Annotated in this window: 21 protein-coding genes and 1 pseudogene; 9 read left to right on the top strand and 13 right to left on the bottom strand. The window is 46.8% G+C overall.

Annotated features, from left to right (window positions below; genetic code table 11):
• Positions 1–52 precede the first annotated feature (52 nt).
• The 9 genes from FCL42_RS01050 to FCL42_RS01010 all read right to left on the bottom strand — a co-directional run bounded on the left by FCL42_RS01050 (position 53) and on the right by FCL42_RS01010 (position 9,450).
• Positions 53–640 (bottom strand): hypothetical protein, encoded by a 588-nt coding sequence (locus FCL42_RS01050; RefSeq protein WP_229359742.1) that lies wholly within the window; start codon positions 638–640, stop codon positions 53–55.
• Positions 633–1,826: an ankyrin repeat domain-containing protein gene (locus tag FCL42_RS01045; RefSeq protein ID WP_136861514.1), complete on the bottom strand. Its 1,194-nt coding sequence runs from the start codon at positions 1,824–1,826 to the stop codon at positions 633–635. Before FCL42_RS01045 ends, FCL42_RS01050 begins: the two co-directional genes overlap by 8 nt.
• Positions 1,819–3,267, bottom strand: a complete 1,449-nt coding sequence (locus FCL42_RS01040) for a restriction endonuclease subunit S (RefSeq protein ID WP_136861513.1) — start codon at positions 3,265–3,267, stop codon at positions 1,819–1,821. Before FCL42_RS01040 ends, FCL42_RS01045 begins: the two co-directional genes overlap by 8 nt.
• Entirely contained in the window at positions 3,257–4,843 is a 1,587-nt protein-coding gene (locus FCL42_RS01035) for a class I SAM-dependent DNA methyltransferase (protein ID WP_136861512.1), read from the bottom strand. Before FCL42_RS01035 ends, FCL42_RS01040 begins: the two co-directional genes overlap by 11 nt.
• A gap of 205 nt (positions 4,844–5,048) precedes the next feature.
• Positions 5,049–6,665 (bottom strand): AAA family ATPase, encoded by a 1,617-nt coding sequence (locus FCL42_RS01030; RefSeq protein WP_136861511.1) that lies wholly within the window; start codon positions 6,663–6,665, stop codon positions 5,049–5,051.
• Positions 6,666–6,731: 66 nt separating this feature from the next.
• Positions 6,732–7,016, bottom strand: coding sequence for a primase-helicase zinc-binding domain-containing protein (locus tag FCL42_RS01025; protein WP_136861510.1), 285 nt, complete (start codon positions 7,014–7,016; stop codon positions 6,732–6,734).
• Positions 7,017–7,019: 3 nt separating this feature from the next.
• Positions 7,020–7,232, bottom strand: a complete 213-nt coding sequence (locus FCL42_RS01020; protein ID WP_136861509.1) for a helix-turn-helix domain-containing protein — start codon at positions 7,230–7,232, stop codon at positions 7,020–7,022.
• Positions 7,233–7,304: 72 nt separating this feature from the next.
• A complete protein-coding gene (locus tag FCL42_RS01015; RefSeq protein WP_136861508.1) occupies positions 7,305–8,093 on the bottom strand; it encodes a hypothetical protein in 789 nt (262 codons plus the stop codon).
• Between the two features lie 28 nt (positions 8,094–8,121).
• On the bottom strand, positions 8,122–9,450 hold the full coding sequence (locus FCL42_RS01010; RefSeq protein ID WP_136861507.1) for a tyrosine-type recombinase/integrase: 1,329 nt from the start codon (positions 9,448–9,450) through the stop codon (positions 8,122–8,124).
• 506 nt (positions 9,451–9,956) lie between these two features.
• On the opposite strand from FCL42_RS01010, the gene FCL42_RS01005 reads away from it, so the two are divergent.
• The 6 genes and pseudogenes from FCL42_RS01005 to FCL42_RS00980 all read left to right on the top strand — a co-directional run bounded on the left by FCL42_RS01005 (position 9,957) and on the right by FCL42_RS00980 (position 13,680).
• Positions 9,957–10,970: a hypothetical protein gene (locus tag FCL42_RS01005; protein ID WP_136861506.1), complete on the top strand. Its 1,014-nt coding sequence runs from the start codon at positions 9,957–9,959 to the stop codon at positions 10,968–10,970.
• A complete protein-coding gene (locus FCL42_RS01000; protein WP_136861505.1) occupies positions 10,967–11,185 on the top strand; it encodes a hypothetical protein in 219 nt (72 codons plus the stop codon). Before FCL42_RS01005 ends, FCL42_RS01000 begins: the two co-directional genes overlap by 4 nt.
• A 193-nt stretch (positions 11,186–11,378) precedes the next feature.
• Entirely contained in the window at positions 11,379–12,356 is a 978-nt protein-coding gene (locus FCL42_RS00995; RefSeq protein ID WP_136861504.1) for a transposase, read from the top strand.
• A 195-nt stretch (positions 12,357–12,551) separates the two neighbouring features.
• A complete protein-coding gene (locus tag FCL42_RS22070; RefSeq protein WP_136861503.1) occupies positions 12,552–12,914 on the top strand; it encodes a response regulator transcription factor in 363 nt (120 codons plus the stop codon).
• Positions 12,915–13,001: 87 nt separating this feature from the next.
• Positions 13,002–13,183, top strand: a pseudogene (locus tag FCL42_RS21860) (transposase); the annotation flags it as partial.
• Positions 13,184–13,365: 182 nt separating this feature from the next.
• Entirely contained in the window at positions 13,366–13,680 is a 315-nt protein-coding gene (locus FCL42_RS00980; protein ID WP_136861502.1) for a DUF3135 domain-containing protein, read from the top strand.
• Between the two features lie 209 nt (positions 13,681–13,889).
• On the opposite strand, the gene FCL42_RS00975 is transcribed toward FCL42_RS00980, so the two are convergent.
• On the bottom strand, positions 13,890–15,065 hold the full coding sequence (locus tag FCL42_RS00975; protein WP_136861501.1) for a DUF3103 family protein: 1,176 nt from the start codon (positions 15,063–15,065) through the stop codon (positions 13,890–13,892).
• 643 nt (positions 15,066–15,708) lie between these two features.
• Here FCL42_RS00975 and FCL42_RS00970 point away from each other — a divergent pair.
• Positions 15,709–16,278: a hypothetical protein gene (locus tag FCL42_RS00970; RefSeq protein ID WP_136861500.1), complete on the top strand. Its 570-nt coding sequence runs from the start codon at positions 15,709–15,711 to the stop codon at positions 16,276–16,278.
• A 67-nt stretch (positions 16,279–16,345) separates the two neighbouring features.
• Here the strand turns inward: FCL42_RS00970 and FCL42_RS00965 are convergent, their stop codons facing one another.
• Both FCL42_RS00965 and FCL42_RS00960 read right to left on the bottom strand, forming a co-directional pair.
• The gene (locus tag FCL42_RS00965) at positions 16,346–16,879 is read right to left on the bottom strand and encodes a class I SAM-dependent methyltransferase (RefSeq protein ID WP_136861499.1); all 534 of its coding nucleotides are present in this window, start codon (positions 16,877–16,879) and stop codon (positions 16,346–16,348) included.
• 149 nt (positions 16,880–17,028) lie between these two features.
• Positions 17,029–17,424 (bottom strand): universal stress protein, encoded by a 396-nt coding sequence (locus tag FCL42_RS00960; RefSeq protein ID WP_136861498.1) that lies wholly within the window; start codon positions 17,422–17,424, stop codon positions 17,029–17,031.
• Between the two features lie 549 nt (positions 17,425–17,973).
• Here FCL42_RS00960 and FCL42_RS00955 point away from each other — a divergent pair.
• The gene (locus tag FCL42_RS00955; RefSeq protein WP_136861497.1) at positions 17,974–18,195 is read left to right on the top strand and encodes a DUF6289 family protein; all 222 of its coding nucleotides are present in this window, start codon (positions 17,974–17,976) and stop codon (positions 18,193–18,195) included.
• An 82-nt stretch (positions 18,196–18,277) separates the two neighbouring features.
• On the opposite strand, the gene FCL42_RS00950 is transcribed toward FCL42_RS00955, so the two are convergent.
• Complete coding sequence (locus tag FCL42_RS00950; protein WP_136861496.1) at positions 18,278–18,889, bottom strand: hypothetical protein; 612 nt, start codon at positions 18,887–18,889, stop codon at positions 18,278–18,280.
• Positions 18,890–19,163: 274 nt separating this feature from the next.
• On the opposite strand from FCL42_RS00950, the gene FCL42_RS00945 reads away from it, so the two are divergent.
• Positions 19,164–19,781, top strand: a complete 618-nt coding sequence (locus tag FCL42_RS00945) for a MarC family protein (RefSeq protein ID WP_136861495.1) — start codon at positions 19,164–19,166, stop codon at positions 19,779–19,781.
• Positions 19,782–19,852: the final 71 nt, after the last annotated feature.

Raw genomic sequence — 19,852 nt, 5'->3', positions numbered from 1 at the left:
TTAAGTTATCGAGCCATCTGTATTAACAAGCATTTGTTATAATTTACTTTTTCTAGATAAAGATCCCAAACAAAGCTCCGATCGCACTCACTCCAAGACCTATCGGGCTTATCGGAATTATGGCGTCAGACAGAAGCTCTGCACCAACCTCACTTGTGGCATCTAAACCAATCTCCGAAGAGGTTTCTCCAAATATCGCTGAAGACACTTCCGTATTCAGATCTTGATTGCTAATTCCTGAATCGATTACTAAACCTGCCTCTAATAAGTTAGGATCAACTTGAGCCGCAACTTCACTAGTGGTTACCACCGCTATATCTGGATTGTCTGCCAAGGTTTCATTGATATAACTCACGCTGTCTGTGGCCTTGAGTTGCATCTCGGCGGCAATATCACCGCCGCTCATCAATGCGATGTCACTGACGGGATGATTGGTCGCCTCAAATAACTGCGCCTGAACTCCATGCTCAGCCAGTTGCTCGACATACGTTTGCTCAAACAATATGCCTTTGATATTGCTGACATGACCTTGAATGGCGTCATCAGTAACGCCATCAAAGTAATCGAGGATCTCAGAGTTGCTGGTGTGCTCCAGCTCACTGTAGCCACGACGAACAGCATCAAAGACGGTGCTATTCACGATGTTGTCGCTCTTTCGACTTCAACAATTTGACAATCTCTTTATAATTATCACGCTCACCGTTAGCCGAAAGGCTCGAATAATCCAGATTGCTCCACTCTTTCTGGCTCTTTTGAAAATTTTCCAACGGATTAGCACCGAAATCCAGAAGAAGCCTAACAGACTCTGTGTCACCATTTACCACGGCCTGAGACAAAACTGGCATGCGATTGAAACAAGCGTTAGCATCCGCTCCATGCTCCAATAGTAATCGAACTAAAGCACTACGTTTGTCATGAGTAGCCTCCCAAATGGCAGAGCGGCCCCCCTTAGTTAAGTGGTTTGTCGCCACTCCCTTTAGAAGCAGCTTTTCCACCATTGCTTTGTTTCCCATTTGGGCTGCATAGACAAGAAGCGGTACCCCATTAGACAACTTGGCATTTGGATTCGCACCGCAATCCAGCAACTTCAGTGTAAGTTCGACATCTCCAGCCTTTAAAGCTTTAGCCACTAGGGGCTGTTGCTGTTCATCACAAATATCACCACTGGCGCCAAGGTCTAGTAGATGCTCAACCAACCGTAAGTTGCCATCTGCGTATGCGGTTATCAGAGCCGCATTGGCATACTTGCTGCCGAAAACCGCCCCCTTTTCTCTTAGGGTGGTCACAACGTCAGTGTGTTTTTTAAAGTAAGCTCCAGTAATCGCATTCCAGCCATCATTGTTACAGAGGTGAATATCTGCGCCGTGATTCAATAGAAATTCAACGATTGCTCGTCTGCCACTGATAGCCGCCCATATCAGAGGAGTCCATCCTTTAGCGTTACGAATGTTCACTTCAGCACCAGCAGCGACCATCTTCTCAGCAAGCTCGAAATACTCATTGTCTAATGCAGTCAACAAGGCGCTGCTGGAAGTTCGAGTAGCAATATTGGGGTTGGCTCCCTTATTCAGCAACTCTATCGCTAACTCGATGTAGCCCAACTCAATACACAGTTGCAATGGAGTTAGCGCTCCGGCATTAACATCAAAGTCTGCGGAGGCGAGCAGTGCCTGAGCAACGTTCTTGAATCCACGCTCCAAAGCCAGCATAAAGGCACTATTGCCTTGAGCATCCTGCTGATTGGCTGCCGAAGGAGACTCCGTCAAAATGGTAGATACCGCAGCTAAGTCACCATTAGCGACTGCGTCAATAATGGCATTAGGCATGGCTATTTCCCGTTGCTTCTGGCAGCGTCAGTTCACCGGAGAGCAGCTTGGGCAGTAGGGTGTTGCGGAGTTGCATCAATCGCTCATTCTCGGCCAAGTTGTAGTTGTGCATATCAAGTATAGGTTGCACCATTAAACTGAATTTTTTAGCTACATGAAGGCTGTATGCTCTATGGATAGCCATTAGCTTCTTGGGAGCTGTGTGCTTTACCGTTGAACCAGTAAATGAACTTAACACTTCACTTCGATAGGAATGACTACGCATGTATTGATACAAGTAATTTAGTATCTGGTGATTGTCTTTTACCTGTATTTTGCCAATACGCTGATTGTGTAAGAAACGAACGTCTTCCGCATCTGGGATCAAAGCAGGGTAGCCAAGAGTGTCAGCCTCCTTACTCAAATCGGTCATTGTCACAACCAAATCGCCACTTTCTAGAACATAATCTTCAGAAACAGGCCCGGAGTAGTATTTCAATTTGTCCAACTTTATCCCGCCGCCAATTTTAAAATTGCCTGGGGTCACAAGAATATCTGGAGTTTTTTCAGTAGAAAAGTACTCCCCCTTGAATGCAAAACCATGTTTAATGTTTAAGTCGTCTCCAAGAGTGCGGCACTCCCATCCCGCCGGTATCCACCCAAGCTCTGGGTGTTCTTCAAAGCTGTCGGGGAACAGGGCGCGGGTTGCAGCGGGCAGGCGAGTTGGTGGAGCAGCGTTTGGCGGGCTGGTTTCTGAGGCACAGTCTTGTGAGAACAATGCGGTGCGAGCTTCGGCTCGTTGTTGCAGCGGTTCTGGGATTGAGTTACCTGCCGCCAGTGCGTTATCGATAACCGGATCAAAATCCACAAACCAGCTTTTGAACAGCGCCTGCGCCATCTGCTCTAGGGTCTGGTTGGCTTTATTGTTGAGCTCCGACTTAGACTCAATTTTTCCAAAAAACGAACCAATCGCTCGTTGGGTCTCGATTGGCGGTTTATCAAGTTCCAATGATTCAAGCATACCCTTAGTTAAGGCATTTCTCGTCGCTCCCGCACTCGCTAGTCCTAGCAGAACAGCTTGCATCTGAGGCGACGCTAATTGGAGGCGAAGAAAACCTGGGTCGAACTCCTCAGGGTCAGGTCGGACAATTGCAACATGCTGATTTACCCTAGCAGGCAAATAGTGTGTCGGTGCTAAGCAGACACGGGCAACAGAATCACCAGTAATGTTAATCAAAACATCGTCTTTTTCTACAACGACATTCTTTAGTTTTTGCGCCGATTCCTTGTCGATATAAACCAACCCATTACTCTTGAAACCTTCATTATAAATGTTCTGGCTTCGGATTAGGCAAATTTCCCCAGCTTCGAGATAGACGCTACTGCCTCCCTTAGGTGTCGCTCCGCTTCCAACTTTAATGCAAAAATCGCCAAGTCGTGCTTTGGGCCAATTAAAACTCATAACCCAACCCCTTCAGATTGGCTTTGATCTGCGCTTCCAGCTTGGCGGACTCGGCAAACTGCTCGCTGAGCTTGGTGGTTAGCTCGGCCATCTTGGTCTCGAACAGGATGCCGTCATCTTCGATCTCTGCCGCACCGACGTAGCGCCCTGGGGTGAGTACAAAGTCGTTTTTCTTGATGTCGTCGAAGCTGGCTGACTTGCAGTAACCCGCTTGGTCTAGGTACTCCCCGTCTTTGGCTTCACCACGCCATGCATGGTAGGTTCGAGCAATCTCAGCAATGTCATCGCTGGTCAACTCTTTCTGCTTGCGAGAGATCATGCTGCCCATGTTGCGGGCATCAATGAACAGGGTCTCGCCGGTGCGCTTGCGATAGCCTTTATCGGCATTGGCGGATTTGTCTTTGGTTAGGAACCACAGGCATACGGGGATCTGGGTGGTGTAGAACAACTGTCCTGGCAGGGCGATCATACATTCCACCAAATCGTCTTCGATAATCTGCTGACGAATGGTGCCCTCAGAGTTGGTATTGGAACTCATGGAACCGTTAGCCAATACAAAACCAGCAGTGCCCTGTTGGCTGAGCTTGCTGATCATGTGCATGATCCAGCCGTAGTTGGCGTTCCCAACTGGCGGCACGTCATAGTCTGCCCAGCGGGGATCGTTGGTTAGCTCGGCATCTTGTCGCCATTTACTTTGGTTAAACGGCGGGTTGGCCATGATGTAATCGGCTTTAAGATCTGGATGCTGGTCTTTAAAGAAGGTGTCTCCGGCCACATCACCCAAGTTAGCGGCCATACCACGAATGGCGAGGTTCATCTTGGCCAGCTTACGGGTAGTGCCTGCGTATTCTTGGCCGTAGATGGAAACGTCTTTCTGGTTACCTTGGTGCGCTTCGATGAATTTGAGCGATTGCACAAACATGCCACCACTGCCGCAACACGGGTCGTAAATCTTGCCCTTGTACGGCTCAAGCATCTCGGCGATCAGGCTAACCACGCACTTGGGGGTGTAGAATTCACCGCCTCGCTGGCCTTCACTGGCGGCAAACTTACCAAGGAAGTACTCATACACTCGACCTACCACGTCCTGTTCCGACAGGTGACATTCGTTGGCCTGCCCTTGCTGAGCAATCAGGTCGATGTTGTTGATGGTGTCGATAAGCGAGGCTAGTTTGCTGGCATCTAGATCGAGGCGTGAGAAGTAGTTGTCTGGCAGCGCCCCTACCAGTGCCTTGTTGTTCTTCTCGACGGTGCTCATGGCGGTGTCGATCACCAGCGCTAGGCCACTTTGTTTGGCCTGCTCCAGTACAAAGCTCCAGCGAGCCTCTTCAGGCAGGTAGAACACGTTCTCCATGGTGTAGAAGTCGACCATGTCGACGAAGTCTGCTCCATATTCGGAGATGATCTGCTGCTTGCGCTTGGCAAATTTGTCGCTGATGAACTTTAGGAAAATCAGGCTTAGAACAACGTGTTTGTACTCGGCGGACTCAACGCTGCCACGCAGTTTGTTGGCGCTTTCCCATAGGGTCTCTTCAAAGCCTTTGGCGCTGGCTTTAGTGGCGGCTTTTTTGGCCATGGTCTGTCTCGAATAATTTGGGCATGAAATTGCCCCGTACTGTACCACAGCGACTTATGAACTTTTGAGAGATGCGCACTAAATTGCACCGCCAATCCGTGCTTAATACTCGTCTCGTCAGCTGAGTACCTAGGGGAGCGGTGATGACGAGGAGGGGGTGCCCGCTGACAGGCTGATGTGATTTGCCAGCGGGTTTGGTTAGACGCTAGATGGGAATGAAATTATCGTCTTCAATCTTGATAATTTTTTTTTCCACCAATTCATTGGCCCAGCGACCAAAGTTGGAGGTATTCAACCCCATTTTCTTCATGTCATCCCTAAGCACCGCTCGACAGGTGGACTCCTGTTTTTCATAGCGGCTGCGCACTGCCTGCCAAAGTAATACTGAATTTTTGCCTAACTTGCTTTCTTTTAGCACCGGAGCTGGCTCAAAGGACTCCAATTGACAAACCAAAGTGGTGACCGGATCACCATCGCTATCACGAAACAGCTGCTTAACCTTGAGCTGATAGGCGTTATTGGCTGAATCACTGTCGTCTTTCATCTTGGTGCAGTTTAGCTCCGCCGCTAAGTCGTCTTCCTCTAGGCGTTTGACAGAGTACTCAAAGTCAGCGGCGGCTCTGAGCGCTGAACTGCCTCGTGCGCCTTTGTCTGCATCTTTGCCACTGTGATGAACGACTAATACTGTCGCTCCTGTACGGCGGCGCAGCTCATCAAGTTTAGCGATAAACAGGTTCATGTCTGAGGCTTTGTTTTCATCCGCACCAGCAAAGCAGCGTGCCAAGGTATCGATGATAATGAGCCCTAACGGCTTAGAAAACGGGATCTCTGCAATGGTATCTATTAACGCCTGCAACTGCGCTGCATCAGCAAGGTAAATAGGCTGCGAAATTACGGCGAGGTTTTGAACAGGCTGACCTTGATTGTGCACTACTTCCCAACCTTTAATGCGACGGGGTACGCCAGTTCCTCCCTCCCCTGCTACATAGAGAACCGAAGATTGATTCACCTGACGACCGTCGAAGCTAGTGCCACTGGCTAGCGCACATGCCATAGAAAGGACGAGGAAGCTCTTAAAGTGCCCTGAAGGGCCATACACTACCCCCATGCTGTTTGCAGGCAGCAGGTTCTTAATAAGGTAGGGGCTAACTACGTCGTACCCTTGAGAACCGAAGGTGAATGGGAATGGCTTGCTTCCCACTTTGGGCAGCACAGAATCGAGATTATGTTTGGGCAGCGCTGGAGGCTGATGCATTGCGCCAACGAAAGATTCGGTCATCTTCTCCACGCCATGCTTAACATAGTAATCATTCCAGTCCCCATGCTCCGGAGGCACGGCAACCCAAGCACCCAAATCAGCGGCGACCGTTTTTGCAACCTCGACGCCAATATTACTCTGCTTTGCACCGTCATTGTCAGCCCCAATAATCAGCTTAGCGTCAGGAAAACATGCCTTCGCCGCTTTAGTTGCTGCTCCAAGATTGTGCACACTGAATGCCACGATTACCGGTTTCTTATGCTGATTATATAGAGAGAGCCCCGTAGCCAACCCTTCGCACACCAATACCTGTTGCGGCGACTCGGTGGTACTCTTACCAAGCCAAAGAACGCCGCCCTTGGTTGGAAGCTTAGGAAGAAAGCGCTTATCCCCAGCTTTGTTAATAAGCTGTGCGGTAATTGGCTTCCCTGTTTCTGAATGAGTAAGCACAACGATGAGGTCGCCCTGTTCAAAGTGACAGCCACCTATGCTGTACTCCTGAGAGATTGTCGGCCATTGCATCTCTCCAAGCCCCTTGTTCTGCAGGTATTGATGGCCAGTCATTAAGGTAGCCTTACTGGCGAGACTTGACAGGAGTTGTATTGAGGCTGCTTGTTCCCGTTCCACCTGCTATTCCTCCATACCTATTGCTCTAGCGACCAGTTCGAGCGACCCGTTAAAAGAGACACCATAGTAGCTAGCGACTAGGCTAAAGCCATCGCCCGCCTGCTGGCCATCACACTTGCGGCAGTGCCAAGTGCCACGACCTTCCAGATCATCATAATGAAAGCGGTCTACTCCACCACAGAGAGGGCAAGGGCCTTGCTTACCTCGCTTGGGTACATCAATAGCGAGATGGGCATAAATAGAACACCAATTGCCATTGGCCGCCGCTTTAATCTTTTGAAGGCGCATTCCCTATGCCTCCTGCTCAACAAATGTGCGAGAACTACCGGCCAGAAAGGCATCAAGATCAGACTTGCGGTAACGAACATTGCGGCCAATTTTGCAGTAGGGAATTTGATAACGACCGGTGCTACGCCAGATCGCTAGCGTGTTCGTTTTTACGTCTAGGTAGGCCGCTGCATCGGCTGAGTTCAGCAGCGGATCTTCATTCATTGAATTAAGCATTATTTCGTACTCCTTGACGGTGTTTTATCGACGAGGAGTACTATCCAAGAAAGTCAGTTCCAGCTGGGGAAATTAAAGGTGCGGTATTTTTTTCCACTCTTTGGCGGCAAGGTATTTGGCGAGGTCATCGAGGGTATCAATGCCTTTAGAGTCGAGATCTGCAATCAATTTGTTTTCCTCAGCCAACAGGTAAGATGATGGCTCACCTCGCTCAAGTGAATTGACATACCCTTCTTCACCTAATTCCAGATCTCGTTGCCAATTTCGGATGGTTTTTTCTGATACTTGGAAAAGACCCGCTAACTTTTTGTTGATGCCACTCAGAGCTTTTTTCTCTGCGGCGGTAGGATAACTTTCGATCGTCCCTTTAAGGTACTGGCGCAGTTCCTCAGAAATGAGGTGCTTATTGGTATTTCCAGGGTATTTGCCGTCTTCAACCCACTCCTTGGACTTGGCTTCTTGGTGAACCAGAGAGTCCATCACTGTCTCAATTGCAATTGCTTTTACCGAGCGATATACCGCCCGATCCATATTGCTTCGTTCCTTACGACCCTTTGCGACCGGCCAAGGTTCAAGCCCTAATGCCTCACGACGAACGCCTCTAATCATGAATTCGAGGTGCCCAAACTGTAATGGCTGTTTGGCATCCCAACGTTTTAGAATGTCCTCTAGCATCGCCTGCTTGATCTCTGGCGAATGTTGCTCCTCTCGTTCCATGATTTTGGGATTAAACGGAATTTCTATCACCTCGACTGGCTGAGGCTTTATCTGTTGAGTTAATAGATCACGCTCAACGACTTTCTCTAACCCAAACCGCTTGCGCAATTCATTAATCTTATCTAAGCGGGATTTTTCTGACACTTTACTCTCCTTGTCGGCATCAGACTGACTAATTATTTGATTGCTTTTTCATCAGCGCTATCAGCAGTCGGCTCTGCTCCGATTCGTTTAACCCCTCCACTAAAACAGTAAAGTCGACGTCATCTTTGCTCTTCACTTTATCCAGCATTGAATTAACACCACTTTGTACTGAGTCCCGAACTTGCTCCAATTGAAGGTGGGCATAAGTCCTTGCTGTCATTTGAATATCACTGTGACCGAGTACCTTGGAAACGGCTTGAATCCCTGACCCAGCAATAACTGAATGAGAAGCTAAGGTACGACGTAGATCATGAACTCGGACTCTTAGATTCTTGTCGGCGTAATTCAATCCCGCATTCTGTTTAACCCGATACCAATATGATCCCTTACCGCCTTTCTCAGACAAATGCCCGCTCTTGCTATGGCTAGATGGAAATACGAATTCATTGTTGGCTGTATTTTCGATGCTCCGTCGCTTCAAAATAGTGACAGCCTCTTCCACTAACGGAACCCCTATTGTTTTCTTCCCCTTGGCTTGGCGAGCAGGAATAACCCATAAACGATCGTCCAAATGAACATCGTGCCAACGCATACTTAGAACATTCGATTTACGCTGCCCTGTGAGTAAGAACAACATAATGAGATCTTGATAGATCTGTTTCTCTTGTTCTAGAGCAGTCAAAAGGCGAAGCACCTCTTCTTGATTGAGAAAACGCTCCCGAACAACCTCTTCCATCTTCGAAATGCCTTTTACTGGGTTTTCGCTTAGCTCTCCTTGCTTAATAGCGTATTCAAATGCAGCGCTAACCAGCTTTAATACCTTGTTATGAATGGCATAGCTTCCCGCCTCTCTAAGATCTGAGAAATATTGTTTGACGACTGCTTTAGTTAAAGAGTCCAGAGACTGGTTAGCGATTGATCCTTCAATGTGGCACCGGTACATCGAGTGAGCATCGGCGAGTGATTTACCTGACCGCTCTCCCTCTTGAACCAGTCGCTCGAAATTTTGGATATAGAGATCCCAGAGTGCCTGAAAAGTCCTCTGGCTTTTGAGGTTCTGTTGGCGCTGTTGTGCTTTCGCCACCCGAGGATCGACCCCTTTAGCGATCATCGCAATCAGCTCTAAAGCTGTGGCTTTAATCTGGGCTAGCGGCAATTCACCGTAACGGCCAACCGTAATGTCTACCAGCTTGCCACCTCCAGGAAGGCGTTTAACTACTCGGAACGACTTCACACCATCCGCAGAGACTCGTAAACGCAACTCTTTCGGCTCTTTGAACTTGACCTCAATTGCCCCGCCCCTTCCATTTAGCCGGTCAATTTTGGTCTTGGTAAAATCAATTACTGGAATCGCCATGACCTACTCACCTTTAGCCAGATCTAACTCATATCTAACTTTATAGGCGAAATTTAACAAAACAACGTAAACTTCAATAAAGGTCAAAATCAGTGCATGATTTTGCATTTCAATAACTTACAAAAGAAGGTGAAGCGTGGTGAATGAGCGTAAACCTTATGGTTAGAGTCCTTCTGGGGAGGCCAAATCATCAATTTTGTTCAACTAGAACAATCCATTAGGCAATTCGCCAAAATCTGTCCCGCTTCTGTCCCGCCCTTAGAAATCATCGTCTGAAGTAATTCTCGCTTTAGGAATAGCGATGTTAGCAGCTCTAATAGAGATAGCCTCTAACTCAAAAAGCCTTAGTCATATGCATCACTATCAGAAAGCACATAAGGCAGGACCAAGCTACCAGTTTTAAAGAAAACAATAACCACACAAACTATGACTTCACAAGGAGCTTACACTACAGTAACATTAGCAGTGTAAAAAACACTCAAAAAACAAAGTTTAGAGCTCAGATTGTGACGGATTACATTGATTTTCTTATTTTTACATCCCCCATACTTATCGTTCCACTTATTTTATACTTTTGGAACAATCTTAGGTTTAAAGCTCGATCCATAATTCGTTTGATTTTTTATAGCAATCCATTAGCACAGTTATCAAGCAATAAGTTTTTTTCAAACTTCATTCCGGGACTTTGTGGTTTCTATTTTCTATGTCTTGATGTATGGGGAGACGATTGGGATTTAATAAAAAATCATAAAGAAACCCATGAGTTAATATTCTCGCTCCTTATGATCGGCGCAGCAATAGTTATATTCTTCCGTTCCATGTCTGATTATTTTGAGGAAGAGTCAGAAAAGAAGAAAACTTCATTCTCAGAATTTTTCACCATGATAACTGCAAAAATAGTTTCTGAAAAACTAAAAAGATTTAAGCAGAGTGCAACAACCATTTCAAAAAATGGAGACACCTTCAAATCGATAACAAAACCTCGAGATCAAATAAATATAATACTCGGTGAAATAGATAACCTTCTATACAATGTTTTCGATGTTAAGAAATCAGGGGTTTGTACAACAATAATGAGAAAAGACCCAAAAACTGAAAATTGGCATTATATATTCAATACCAATAATTCTTGGAAGCACACCAAAGCATCAACGCTAATTGATAATCGCTCAACAGCCTCTGAAAGCCTTCATCGAGGAGAGTCGATCTTCCACGCAAGCAAAGAGGAATCCTCTAAAAAAGGACTATACTACCTATCAGATAGAGATAAAAGAACCGGAGATGGCAGTGTGTTCTGCTATCCAGCAGTAATTACTAACCCAGACTACTCTGATGAATTTGTAATCTCTATAGTTACTTATGGCAAAAGGCTTTGCAGGCCACATGATGAAGTATTAGAAGATGCAATTGATGAAATCCTAACAAATTTATGCAGTCGTATTGAATTGGAGCTAACGCTTTTCTCAATATATGATTGGAAATTTGAATTCCATACAGCAAAATCTAGAGGCGCAGCATGAAAGACAACGTCACAGATATGAACAAAGCTTTGCTGAAACGGATCACTGAAGCAGTAGCTAACATCAAAGTAGATGAAGAGGAGATTATTAGAATTGCATCAAAACTAAAAGAAGTTGAAAGCAAAAGACATATTCAAGATTACTTTGTAGAGAACGGCAATATGATTGATGATCATACGGACAAAGATAATTCTGATAAAGAAAATGAACCATAGAACATTTTTAATGTTAAGTACAATGTTCAGTGATAAAATTGCAATAGTGTTGATGGATATATACTTCGCATTGACAATGTCCGAACATCCAGATCGGATCTACGGACACCCAACGGATCTACGGACACCCATGTTAGTGAGGGTATAAAGCTGATGGTCTAGGCTTAGTTCTGAGTGTTTGGAGAATTAAGCGATGCCAAAAGCGAGAAAGCAGCAAGTCAGCTTGGAAGACACAAGGTACTATCACTGCGTGAGTCGATGCGTTCGCAGAGCCTACCTCTGTAGTAAAGACCCCTATACAGGTCAATCCTATGAGCATCGGCGAGAATGGGTTCAAAACCGTTTACTGTCGTTAACTCAGGTGTTTGCGGTAGAGGTATTGGCCTTTGCAGTGATGAGTAATCACACGCATGTCGTGCTTTATGTAAACACCGATGCTGCGAAAAGCTGGTCAGAACTGGAAGTGATTGAGCGTTGGCATCAACTGTTTGGTGGCACCAATCTGACTCGCAAATACGTTGATGACCAAGAGCGTGAATCAATGGAGAGTTGGGAGCTTCACCAAGTGGAGAAGCTTATCGCAGAGTATCGGCAACGATTCACTGACATCAGTTGGTTTATGCGAGCATTAAATGAATACATCGCACGCCAAGCCAATAAAGAAGACAAGTGCACTGGCCGCTTCTGGGAAGGGCGTTTTAAGTCTCAAGCTCTGTTGGATGAACAAGCTCTACTATCGTGCATGGCCTACGTTGACCTTAATCCAATCCGTGCGGACATTGCCAAAACGCCAGAGTCGTCAGATTTCACCAGCATTCAAATGCGCATTCGCGCAGCGCTTCAAGGAAAGCAGCCAGAACGCCTAAAAGCCTTTGATAGCTATGATATCGAGTACACCGCACTACCTTGTCATCTAAATGATTATCTAGAACTGATAGAGTTTTCAGGAAGAGCCATTCACGAAGGCAAGACAGGCCACATTACCAAAGGAACCGAAGACATTCTGACCCGGCTTTCAATCGATATCGAAAGCTGGATGGAGCTCACTCAAGGATTTGAGTATCAGTTTTGTCATCTCGCAGGGCGCGAGCAGAGCATGCGTAACTGCAGACAAGCTGATAACTTAAGTCGAATCCGAGGCGCGCCACAAGCAAAGCGGCTCCTTGCCTAGTCTTCATTTGCAATTATCTTCTAAAACTCGCAGTACTTAAGTGCTACGAGATATTGCTAATTCCTCAAAATCTTAATTATCTCTCAGCCTTTACACAGAAGTGATGTTTTACCGTCTCTTAGCTGCATTAATTTAAAGACTTACCCTGCGCCAGATCAATTAGATTAGAGAATACGATAGCCTTTGCAAATATGGATGTCCGTAGATAGTACTCACATTCATTGGTACGGGGTCTTTTGTCTGTTTTCAAAGAATCAGTCTCAAAAAATCGAAATTCAGAGTGAGAAATTGGCAAGTCTATTGGAGCTTCATAATCAGTATTTTGTATCCAGATATTCCTCAAAATTGAATCCTATTATCAATTTTGGTCTACTCTCCGAAAAGTCTATTATGGTATTGAATTTGATGGCTTCTGGTAAGCGTATCGATGCAATTGCCAAAGAGCTGTTCCTTACAGAAAGAGGAGTCAGCTATCATATTGATAAGCTTAAGGAAGTCATGAGTTGCTCCAACAGAAGTCAACTAATAGATAAAGCACACAGATTGGGTGTGCTCTAAATAATTTCTCCTATATGTTACGCGTATGGGCATGCTTAGTTCTCAAAGCTCGAAGGACGAAGCGATACCAAGGCCAGGAAGCAGCAAATCAGCTTGGAAGACACTAGGTATTATCACTGCGTGAGTCGATGCGTTCGCAGAGCCTTTCTCTGTGGCAAAGACCCCTATACAGGTCAATCCTATGAGCATCGACGAGAATGAGTAGAAATTGCTTAATAGCATTATCTCAAGTGCTTATGGGAGAGGTGTTGGCCTTTGCAGTGATAAGCAAACAAATGTGTGACCCAAGTCTAATTAAAAATAATCTAATCACTTGGTTTCAGAAAAATACTACAAGCCATCCCCTTTATCACATCAAAGAATATATATAACCTTACCAGCATCAAAGACAGCATGAGTTATAGCCAGCCTATTTTTAATGCTAAATTAAATAAAATAACTTGGAGAAAATATGACTAATAGGCCAAATTTCGATGAGCTCATGCTTTTAGCTAAAGACAACCCAATAGAATTCGAGCACATTCGGCAAGAGATTATCAGCAGCGCCATAGGACAGGCAACTTCAGAAAACCATAATAATCTTCGTAGTTTACAACACCGAATTAATCAATCGGCTAAACAAGCATCCAACCCCTACCAGTCCATGATGGAAATATCAAAAATGATGCATGAAAAGCTATTGCTATTAGATACTTACTTGAATCGACCCAATCAAATCACCGATGCTAAAGTCATATTTTTTGACGATGACTCCAGCGGTAAATAACCTTAGTACTCGTAGATAACCATGTTATTTAAGGTGCAAAACTGATGCTCTGCGCATTGCTCCTCAACTTTAAAAACCTAAAATTTAGACTTGATGTACATCTAGCTGTTTCCGCTATTACTCAGCCTACTACCTACAACTAAGGGCCAACTCATTGAGTTGGCCCTTGTTCTATCGACTCCAGCCGACTGGCTATAGCGGGCTGTCCACTACTGCTGAACCGGCTCGATGATCAGCGGCTCAAAGGTGGCAACCGCATTAACCCGAGCTGCGGGATGGTCGATATAAGCTTCTCCCTGCTGCAGGGTGTAGAAGATATCAACCAGGTCATCGTCGTTGGTCAGAAGGCTATCTGGAATGGCCTCCAACACCTGATTGGTAATACTGGCAATCACCGACAGATAGGGAGGCACGTCCAGATCCGGAAACGCCTCCAGCGCTTTGGTGGCAGCACTCACCAACAACTGCGCCAAGTCTTTGTAATTGGTGCCATCATCCTGCTCCATCAGCACCATATCAACGGCGCCCCAGCGATAGCGAGACCAGTACACCACAATCTGATTTGGCAGATACTCTTTGCCAGCGTAATCCAGGTAAGGCATCTCTACCAAGTCAACCACAGGCTCCTCACGGCTAGGGTCAACACCGGTGATGATGGCGTAGATCTCCGCTTTACCAGAGATCCAAGGCTCATGGTCATCTTCTAAGATGATCCGCTTCATCACCATGGTGTGAAGGGGTTCAGCCTTATCCGCCGCCACACTAAACTCAGCGGCAATGGCCTGAGCTCGCGCCGGTAGCTCTGGCATGTAGGGCTGCACCATGGTGGGCTGCTCTAGGCGGTTCATCTCCAGGCGCATCACTTCAAGACCGGCCTTAAGCTCAATGGCACTGTTTTGATCCACAACCAGAACAGGCACGTTGGGCAGCTCGTTAACGTCCAGTTGATGCAGATTGCCGTCTAGGTCAAACGCCTCAATGGAGGTCCAGGTGGTTTCAGAGCCACTGGGTTCAAAGGCGATCAAAGGGGCAACCTCGCCCTGAAGCCACATTTGAGTCATAGCGTCATTAGCCAAACGCACCTCAAGCAGATAATCAGCCTGTTGCTCAATGCCTTTTAGGGTACGAATTTTCTGATCGGCCTCAGTTAAATAGTGGCTGAAGTCGGAGTTAGGAGCACGCTCGATGAGCTCGTTCACCGAAATCGCGTTTTGCTGCTCGTTAATGGCTTGGCGCAATATCGGCTCTAAGCCGAAGTAGTTTTTGCTGAGCTCTTGAGCCATCTCTCTTTTGGCGGAGCTGATCTGTTGCCCGGTATCGCCTTCAGATTGACAGCCAGCCAACAACAACATGCCGATGATGGGTAAGATGATTGTCTTTCTCACAGTATGCTCCTTATGGGTTACTGCCATTCACACCAAAGCTGGGTACAGACGGCATGAATACGCAGTGCTCTTTACGATTGAAAAAGCGAAGTAATCACCAAGCGAAGCGATGTAACCGAGGTCTAAGCTCAAACTGCGCTCGCTGACAATCCCTGTTAAGCCATCGCAACGCTACCCCATGTCTTTGGGTGTTTCACCAGCCAGAGCGGTTATTCGTGGTTTGCAATAACGCGCTGACTCCATGCCAGTGTTTCGCCAAAAACCATGAGTTACAGTTAGTTAAGGCGACAACCTTAAATTAGAACTTAAACTCTAATTGGCGTTTTTGCAAAAACCTGTTCTATTAGGCCATTGCTCTGTCTTCATTCCGGCGAGAACTCAGGCACCAACGCTGTTCCTAACTATCACTTGCAGCACAGTGCGCAATCCGCCGCAACCACGAATAGGCCAAGCGCCTAAAACAGCAAAGTTTAAATCGATAGGCCAAGGGTGATGGCGCCGCATTTACTTTTACTGGCAACTGGGGTGAAATGGCGAACCGTGACATCGTAACCACCTGCGATGGTTGAAAAAAATACCTTAACTCAACCCACTGCCAGCCTAGAAAGTCGCAGCTTTAAAAGGCTGATTGAGACAATGGCGAGTGAATTACCTGAATATTCGCCGCCGCTTTAGGAGCCCTACTCTGAAATACGTTGCCCTTTTTATCGCATCACTGCTGAGCTTTCAGGCTAACGCCAGTGACTTTGATGCCTTGGTTGACTGCTATCTAGAAGCGGTAGACAAACACGATTTTGAGTTGGTGGTAGAGCTACTGCACCCTGATGAATTGGCGAAGTTTAAACAGACAATCGACGCAACCCTAAACGGCCCCAACAAACGCCTAGCAGAAGCGGAGTTGCTGCCCCTACTTGGGGTCAATTCACCACAGCAAGCGGCCAAGTTAACGGCAAAATCCAGTTATATTAATTTCAGCAATAACCTAGTGGCTCGATACCCAGCCGAAATGCAGCAGATCACCGCCGCCAGCAGCACCTATTTGCGGGAAAGTCAGCAAGGGGATGTGGTTAGCGTGCAGTACCAGATGCACTACCAGTTTGCGGCGCAAAACTTCTCTCGCGTAGTGGAGCATCGATTTAAGCAGTTCGATGGACAATGGCGAATTCTGATGACCCCTGAGACCTTTGCCTATCTAAATCGCTATCTTCACTGAGCCAGCCTAACGCTTACGCCCCTTAGCGCCGCCATCCATCAATGGCGACAATCTGGAAGCGTTTATATTACTGCCGCTTACGGGCAACCAATTGAGCGGTATATCGTTCTGGGTTTTGTCGCAGCCCTTCACTGTAATGAATCGGTTCTAACTGATGAAAGGTGTCAGCAAGCTCACCGGGCTTTAAAAGAAAGTCAGGGTTACTGGGACGCCCCAGCTGAGCTTGCTGGGTCAGGAAGGTCTCATAGATAAGCACGCCACCAGGAAGCAGCGCCTCCACCAACTGCGGCAACAGCGGGCGGTGCAGATAATTGAATACCAAGATGGCGGCAAATTTGCGCTCAGCCAACGGATTGTCGCTGCCTTCGAAATCCTGCTGCCAGCACTCTCCCATCAGCTGCTGCTGAGTCGTTTGCTCAGATACGCTGCTGAGTGCCTCGGCATTTCGATCGGCAAAGCAGACCGCGAGCCCACGCTTAGCCAATGCCAAGCCATTACGACCATAGCCACAAGCCAGATCCAAAACTTGCCCAGCAGGCAGCTGTTCAAACAGGGGAAAATGACGAACAAGCAGTTCGCTGGGGCTTTTTTGTTGGTGCATCTGCTTTCGTTCTTTATCCAATGGCGGCCACGCAACCTCTAAACCTAGCCATGGTATCGCGTTTGCAACTCATTGTTCTAATTTCCATAGATGCTCCAACGGCGGCCAAATTTGCTGCCGCTAATTAATGGTATGAGCCGAAATGAAGATTAAATTTTCACCAGATGCACATCTACCTTGGCGTGGTTAGCGATGGCACTTGCGGTAGAGCCCAGTAGCTTATTCAGGCCTTTGGTGGAGTGACTGCCCACCACAATGAGATCCGCCTCTTTGGCTTCGGCAATCTCGCAAACCTCTTGATAAGGCTTACCAAATTTAATGATCACATCTTTACGATCGACCCCCATCTCCGAAGTCATCGCTTCCATTTTAGGAATGATCTCCTGCTCCAACTGGGCTTGATAGTCCTTTGGTAGCAGCACGTAGGGAACAATGCTTACCACCAGTAGCTTTGCCTGGCTGTGTGTTGCCAGCGCACAGGCTTTCTCAAGCACAATTTTGCCTTCGTCTTGCGCCTCGATGGCACATAAGATGGTGTTATACATAATGCTATCCCTGTAATTACGACAAACTGAATATTATTCCTATAAATATAGTTAACTATCAGGGGTTTCGAAAGCAAATGGATGCAAATAATTAACCGTTTGAGGCAACAATAGAATACGCCGTAAATGGCCAACACACAGGGTTGTATGACGGCACCTCAGCGACCAATTTAGGGCAAATAACAGCGGCTAATTCAAATAACAAATAAGGGAATATTGGCGCGGCTTATTGAGCCAAAGCAGAACTCCATACCGAGGCAAGCTTACCTAGAATCACCACCTCAGCAAGTAGATGATTGCCGATAGCTGCAAAAACGACGCGATTAGACCGCCGATCTCCGTCATGGCATTCAGCCAATGGCCAGTTGTTCTGACTGCTGAGCGGTTTAAGATAACGCAGTGATTTGCACATGCCGCGTTGATTGGCCTTAAGTACTGATCATGCCGTAACGCACTAGATTAAAAGCAAAAACGGATACTCAGCAAAGGGTATTTTCCCAATTTCATGCCTGCTGCTGAGGCAGAAACTCAGTTCTAAGGACAGAAACGATGACCATCACTAAAAAACTCACTGTGGCCGCTGCCGTGGCTTTGACCGCAATCTCCAGCTACGCCTTTGCGGCCAACTACATTGTAGAAACCATCTACTATTCAGACGCGTCTCGCAGCACCATTGTGGGTGAATCCGTTAAGCGCTGTAACGGCAGTACCTTCGTTACCGGTCAGATAACCAGCTACAGCCGCGTAGTGGCGAAGTACCCTTGTAATTAAGCCCGATATCTTTGTAGAAACCAGAAGCAGTAAGCCCTATTGCCAGTGCCTTGTCGCCCCTACACAAGACACTGGCGTTTTTTTAACTAGGCTTCACTGCACAAGACACCACGGGTTTAGAAGCCGCTTTCTCATTGGAGATAAAGCAATCCCCCAACAGGGTGCAATAGCAGATCTCAAACCCCACCTGCCAGCGTTCGCTATTGAGCTTATCCCACAGTGACCTGTTGTAGGGCGCTTGAAACATCTTAAAGACAAACTCGCTAGACTGAGGTGGAATCACCATGTTTCGTATTGGACTTGATAAGGTGCCGCCCTCGACAGGGGCATTGCCACTTTGCTTCATCTGCTCCACCTGTTTTATGTGGGCTTGATACTCTTTACTGCAACAGGCTTTGAGAAAACTCACGTGGTGGTTATGACGCTCACCTTGATAGATAAGATCGCTCCAGTGCACCACCGCCGCCCCCATGCCGGAGTTACTCACGGTAAAACTGATCACATTCTTATGAAGGCTGGAGTCGTAATTCCCATGGGTGAGGGTCATAAGTGGCAAAGTCATCGCCTTCACCTGTTTCTCTGCTGCTTGAGCTTGTAAGAAGGTGGCGTAAAACGAGGCAATGGAGATAACAATCGCACTTAGGGCGATAATGAAATTAACTTTTTCTGACGTTAGCCAAGGTTTTTTACTCATTGGGGCATCCTTGCTTGCTGTGACAAACTTCACCTATTCCCCGCCAACAGGAGAATAACGGTATAGATTACAGCTACATCCTTGTAGCACATCAGCTAAGTGTGCCATCCAAACATGGAAAATGCACACCGCCTAAAAACATGGCCTTGACCAAAACCTCGCGCCTTGGCCGTGACCAACGCTTTCCAAACCACACTCATCGATTTTAATGACACAAATTGAATCAGTTAGCCTAGGCTTTGATGGCACAACAACAGAATAAGGCAAGGAATACGTGGACTACTTCAATCAACTCATCAGTGTGTTTTTCGGCTTTTTCGCCATCATGAACCCCATCGCCAACACAGCGGTATTTGTGGGCTTAACTGCTGAAGCCAAACAGCAAGAGAAAGTCGCGCTGGCACGAAAATCGTTACTCATCACCTTTATCATCATTGTTGTGTTTTCCCTGCTGGGAAAAACCATTTTCCACTTTTTCGGCATCACCTTACCGGCGCTTCGAATTACTGGCGGCATTTTGGTGTTCATTATCGGCTACCACATGTTGCAGGGAAACAGCTCTTCTCTGCACAGTGGCGAAGAGGGAAAAAGCCTTTCAAATTTAGCGGTTTCACCACTGGCTGTGCCGATTCTTGCGGGTCCAGGAACCATAGCCACAGCAATGTCGTTCTCCGCCAGCGACGGCAGCTTCCCAATTCTCTCCACTATTGTGACCTTCCTGCTGCTTTGCGTAATTACCTTTGTCTGCTTCTGCTTGGGAGAGAAGATCACCAATAAACTGGGAGACAACCTAATTCAGATCATCACCCGGTTGATGGGGCTAATATTGGCGGTCATCGGCACCCAGATGTTCATTGAAGGGGTTGAACAAGCGGTATCAGGATTTAAATAACTGTCGAGAAGTGCGTTTTCTCAAGCCAACTGATGACGGACTTTATTTACAAATCACCAACTTAAAACCAT

This window comes from Ferrimonas aestuarii (assembly GCF_005116665.1).
Lineage (GTDB): Bacteria > Pseudomonadota > Gammaproteobacteria > Enterobacterales > Shewanellaceae > Ferrimonas > Ferrimonas aestuarii.
The sequence above is the reverse complement of the archived record's forward strand: the minus strand, read 5'-3'. Positions and strand labels throughout refer to the sequence as shown.

Coding starts and splice junctions, on each gene's coding strand:
- FCL42_RS01045 (WP_136861514.1), bottom strand. CDS start 1,826: ATGCCTAATGCCATTATTGACGCAGTCGCTAATGGTGACTTAGCTGCG.
- FCL42_RS01040 (WP_136861513.1), bottom strand. CDS start 3,267: ATGAGTTTTAATTGGCCCAAAGCACGACTTGGCGATTTTTGCATTAAA.
- FCL42_RS01035 (WP_136861512.1), bottom strand. CDS start 4,843: ATGGCCAAAAAAGCCGCCACTAAAGCCAGCGCCAAAGGCTTTGAAGAG.
- FCL42_RS01030 (WP_136861511.1), bottom strand. CDS start 6,665: ATGACTGGCCATCAATACCTGCAGAACAAGGGGCTTGGAGAGATGCAA.
- FCL42_RS01025 (WP_136861510.1), bottom strand. CDS start 7,016: ATGCGCCTTCAAAAGATTAAAGCGGCGGCCAATGGCAATTGGTGTTCT.
- FCL42_RS01020 (WP_136861509.1), bottom strand. CDS start 7,232: ATGCTTAATTCAATGAATGAAGATCCGCTGCTGAACTCAGCCGATGCA.
- FCL42_RS01010 (WP_136861507.1), bottom strand. CDS start 9,450: ATGGCGATTCCAGTAATTGATTTTACCAAGACCAAAATTGACCGGCTA.
- FCL42_RS01000 (WP_136861505.1), top strand. CDS start 10,967: ATGAAAGACAACGTCACAGATATGAACAAAGCTTTGCTGAAACGGATC.
- FCL42_RS00995 (WP_136861504.1), top strand. CDS start 11,379: ATGCCAAAAGCGAGAAAGCAGCAAGTCAGCTTGGAAGACACAAGGTAC.
- FCL42_RS22070 (WP_136861503.1), top strand. CDS start 12,552: ATGTCCGTAGATAGTACTCACATTCATTGGTACGGGGTCTTTTGTCTG.
- FCL42_RS00980 (WP_136861502.1), top strand. CDS start 13,366: ATGACTAATAGGCCAAATTTCGATGAGCTCATGCTTTTAGCTAAAGAC.
- FCL42_RS00965 (WP_136861499.1), bottom strand. CDS start 16,879: ATGCACCAACAAAAAAGCCCCAGCGAACTGCTTGTTCGTCATTTTCCC.
- FCL42_RS00960 (WP_136861498.1), bottom strand. CDS start 17,424: ATGTATAACACCATCTTATGTGCCATCGAGGCGCAAGACGAAGGCAAA.
- FCL42_RS00955 (WP_136861497.1), top strand. CDS start 17,974: ATGACCATCACTAAAAAACTCACTGTGGCCGCTGCCGTGGCTTTGACC.
- FCL42_RS00950 (WP_136861496.1), bottom strand. CDS start 18,889: ATGAGTAAAAAACCTTGGCTAACGTCAGAAAAAGTTAATTTCATTATC.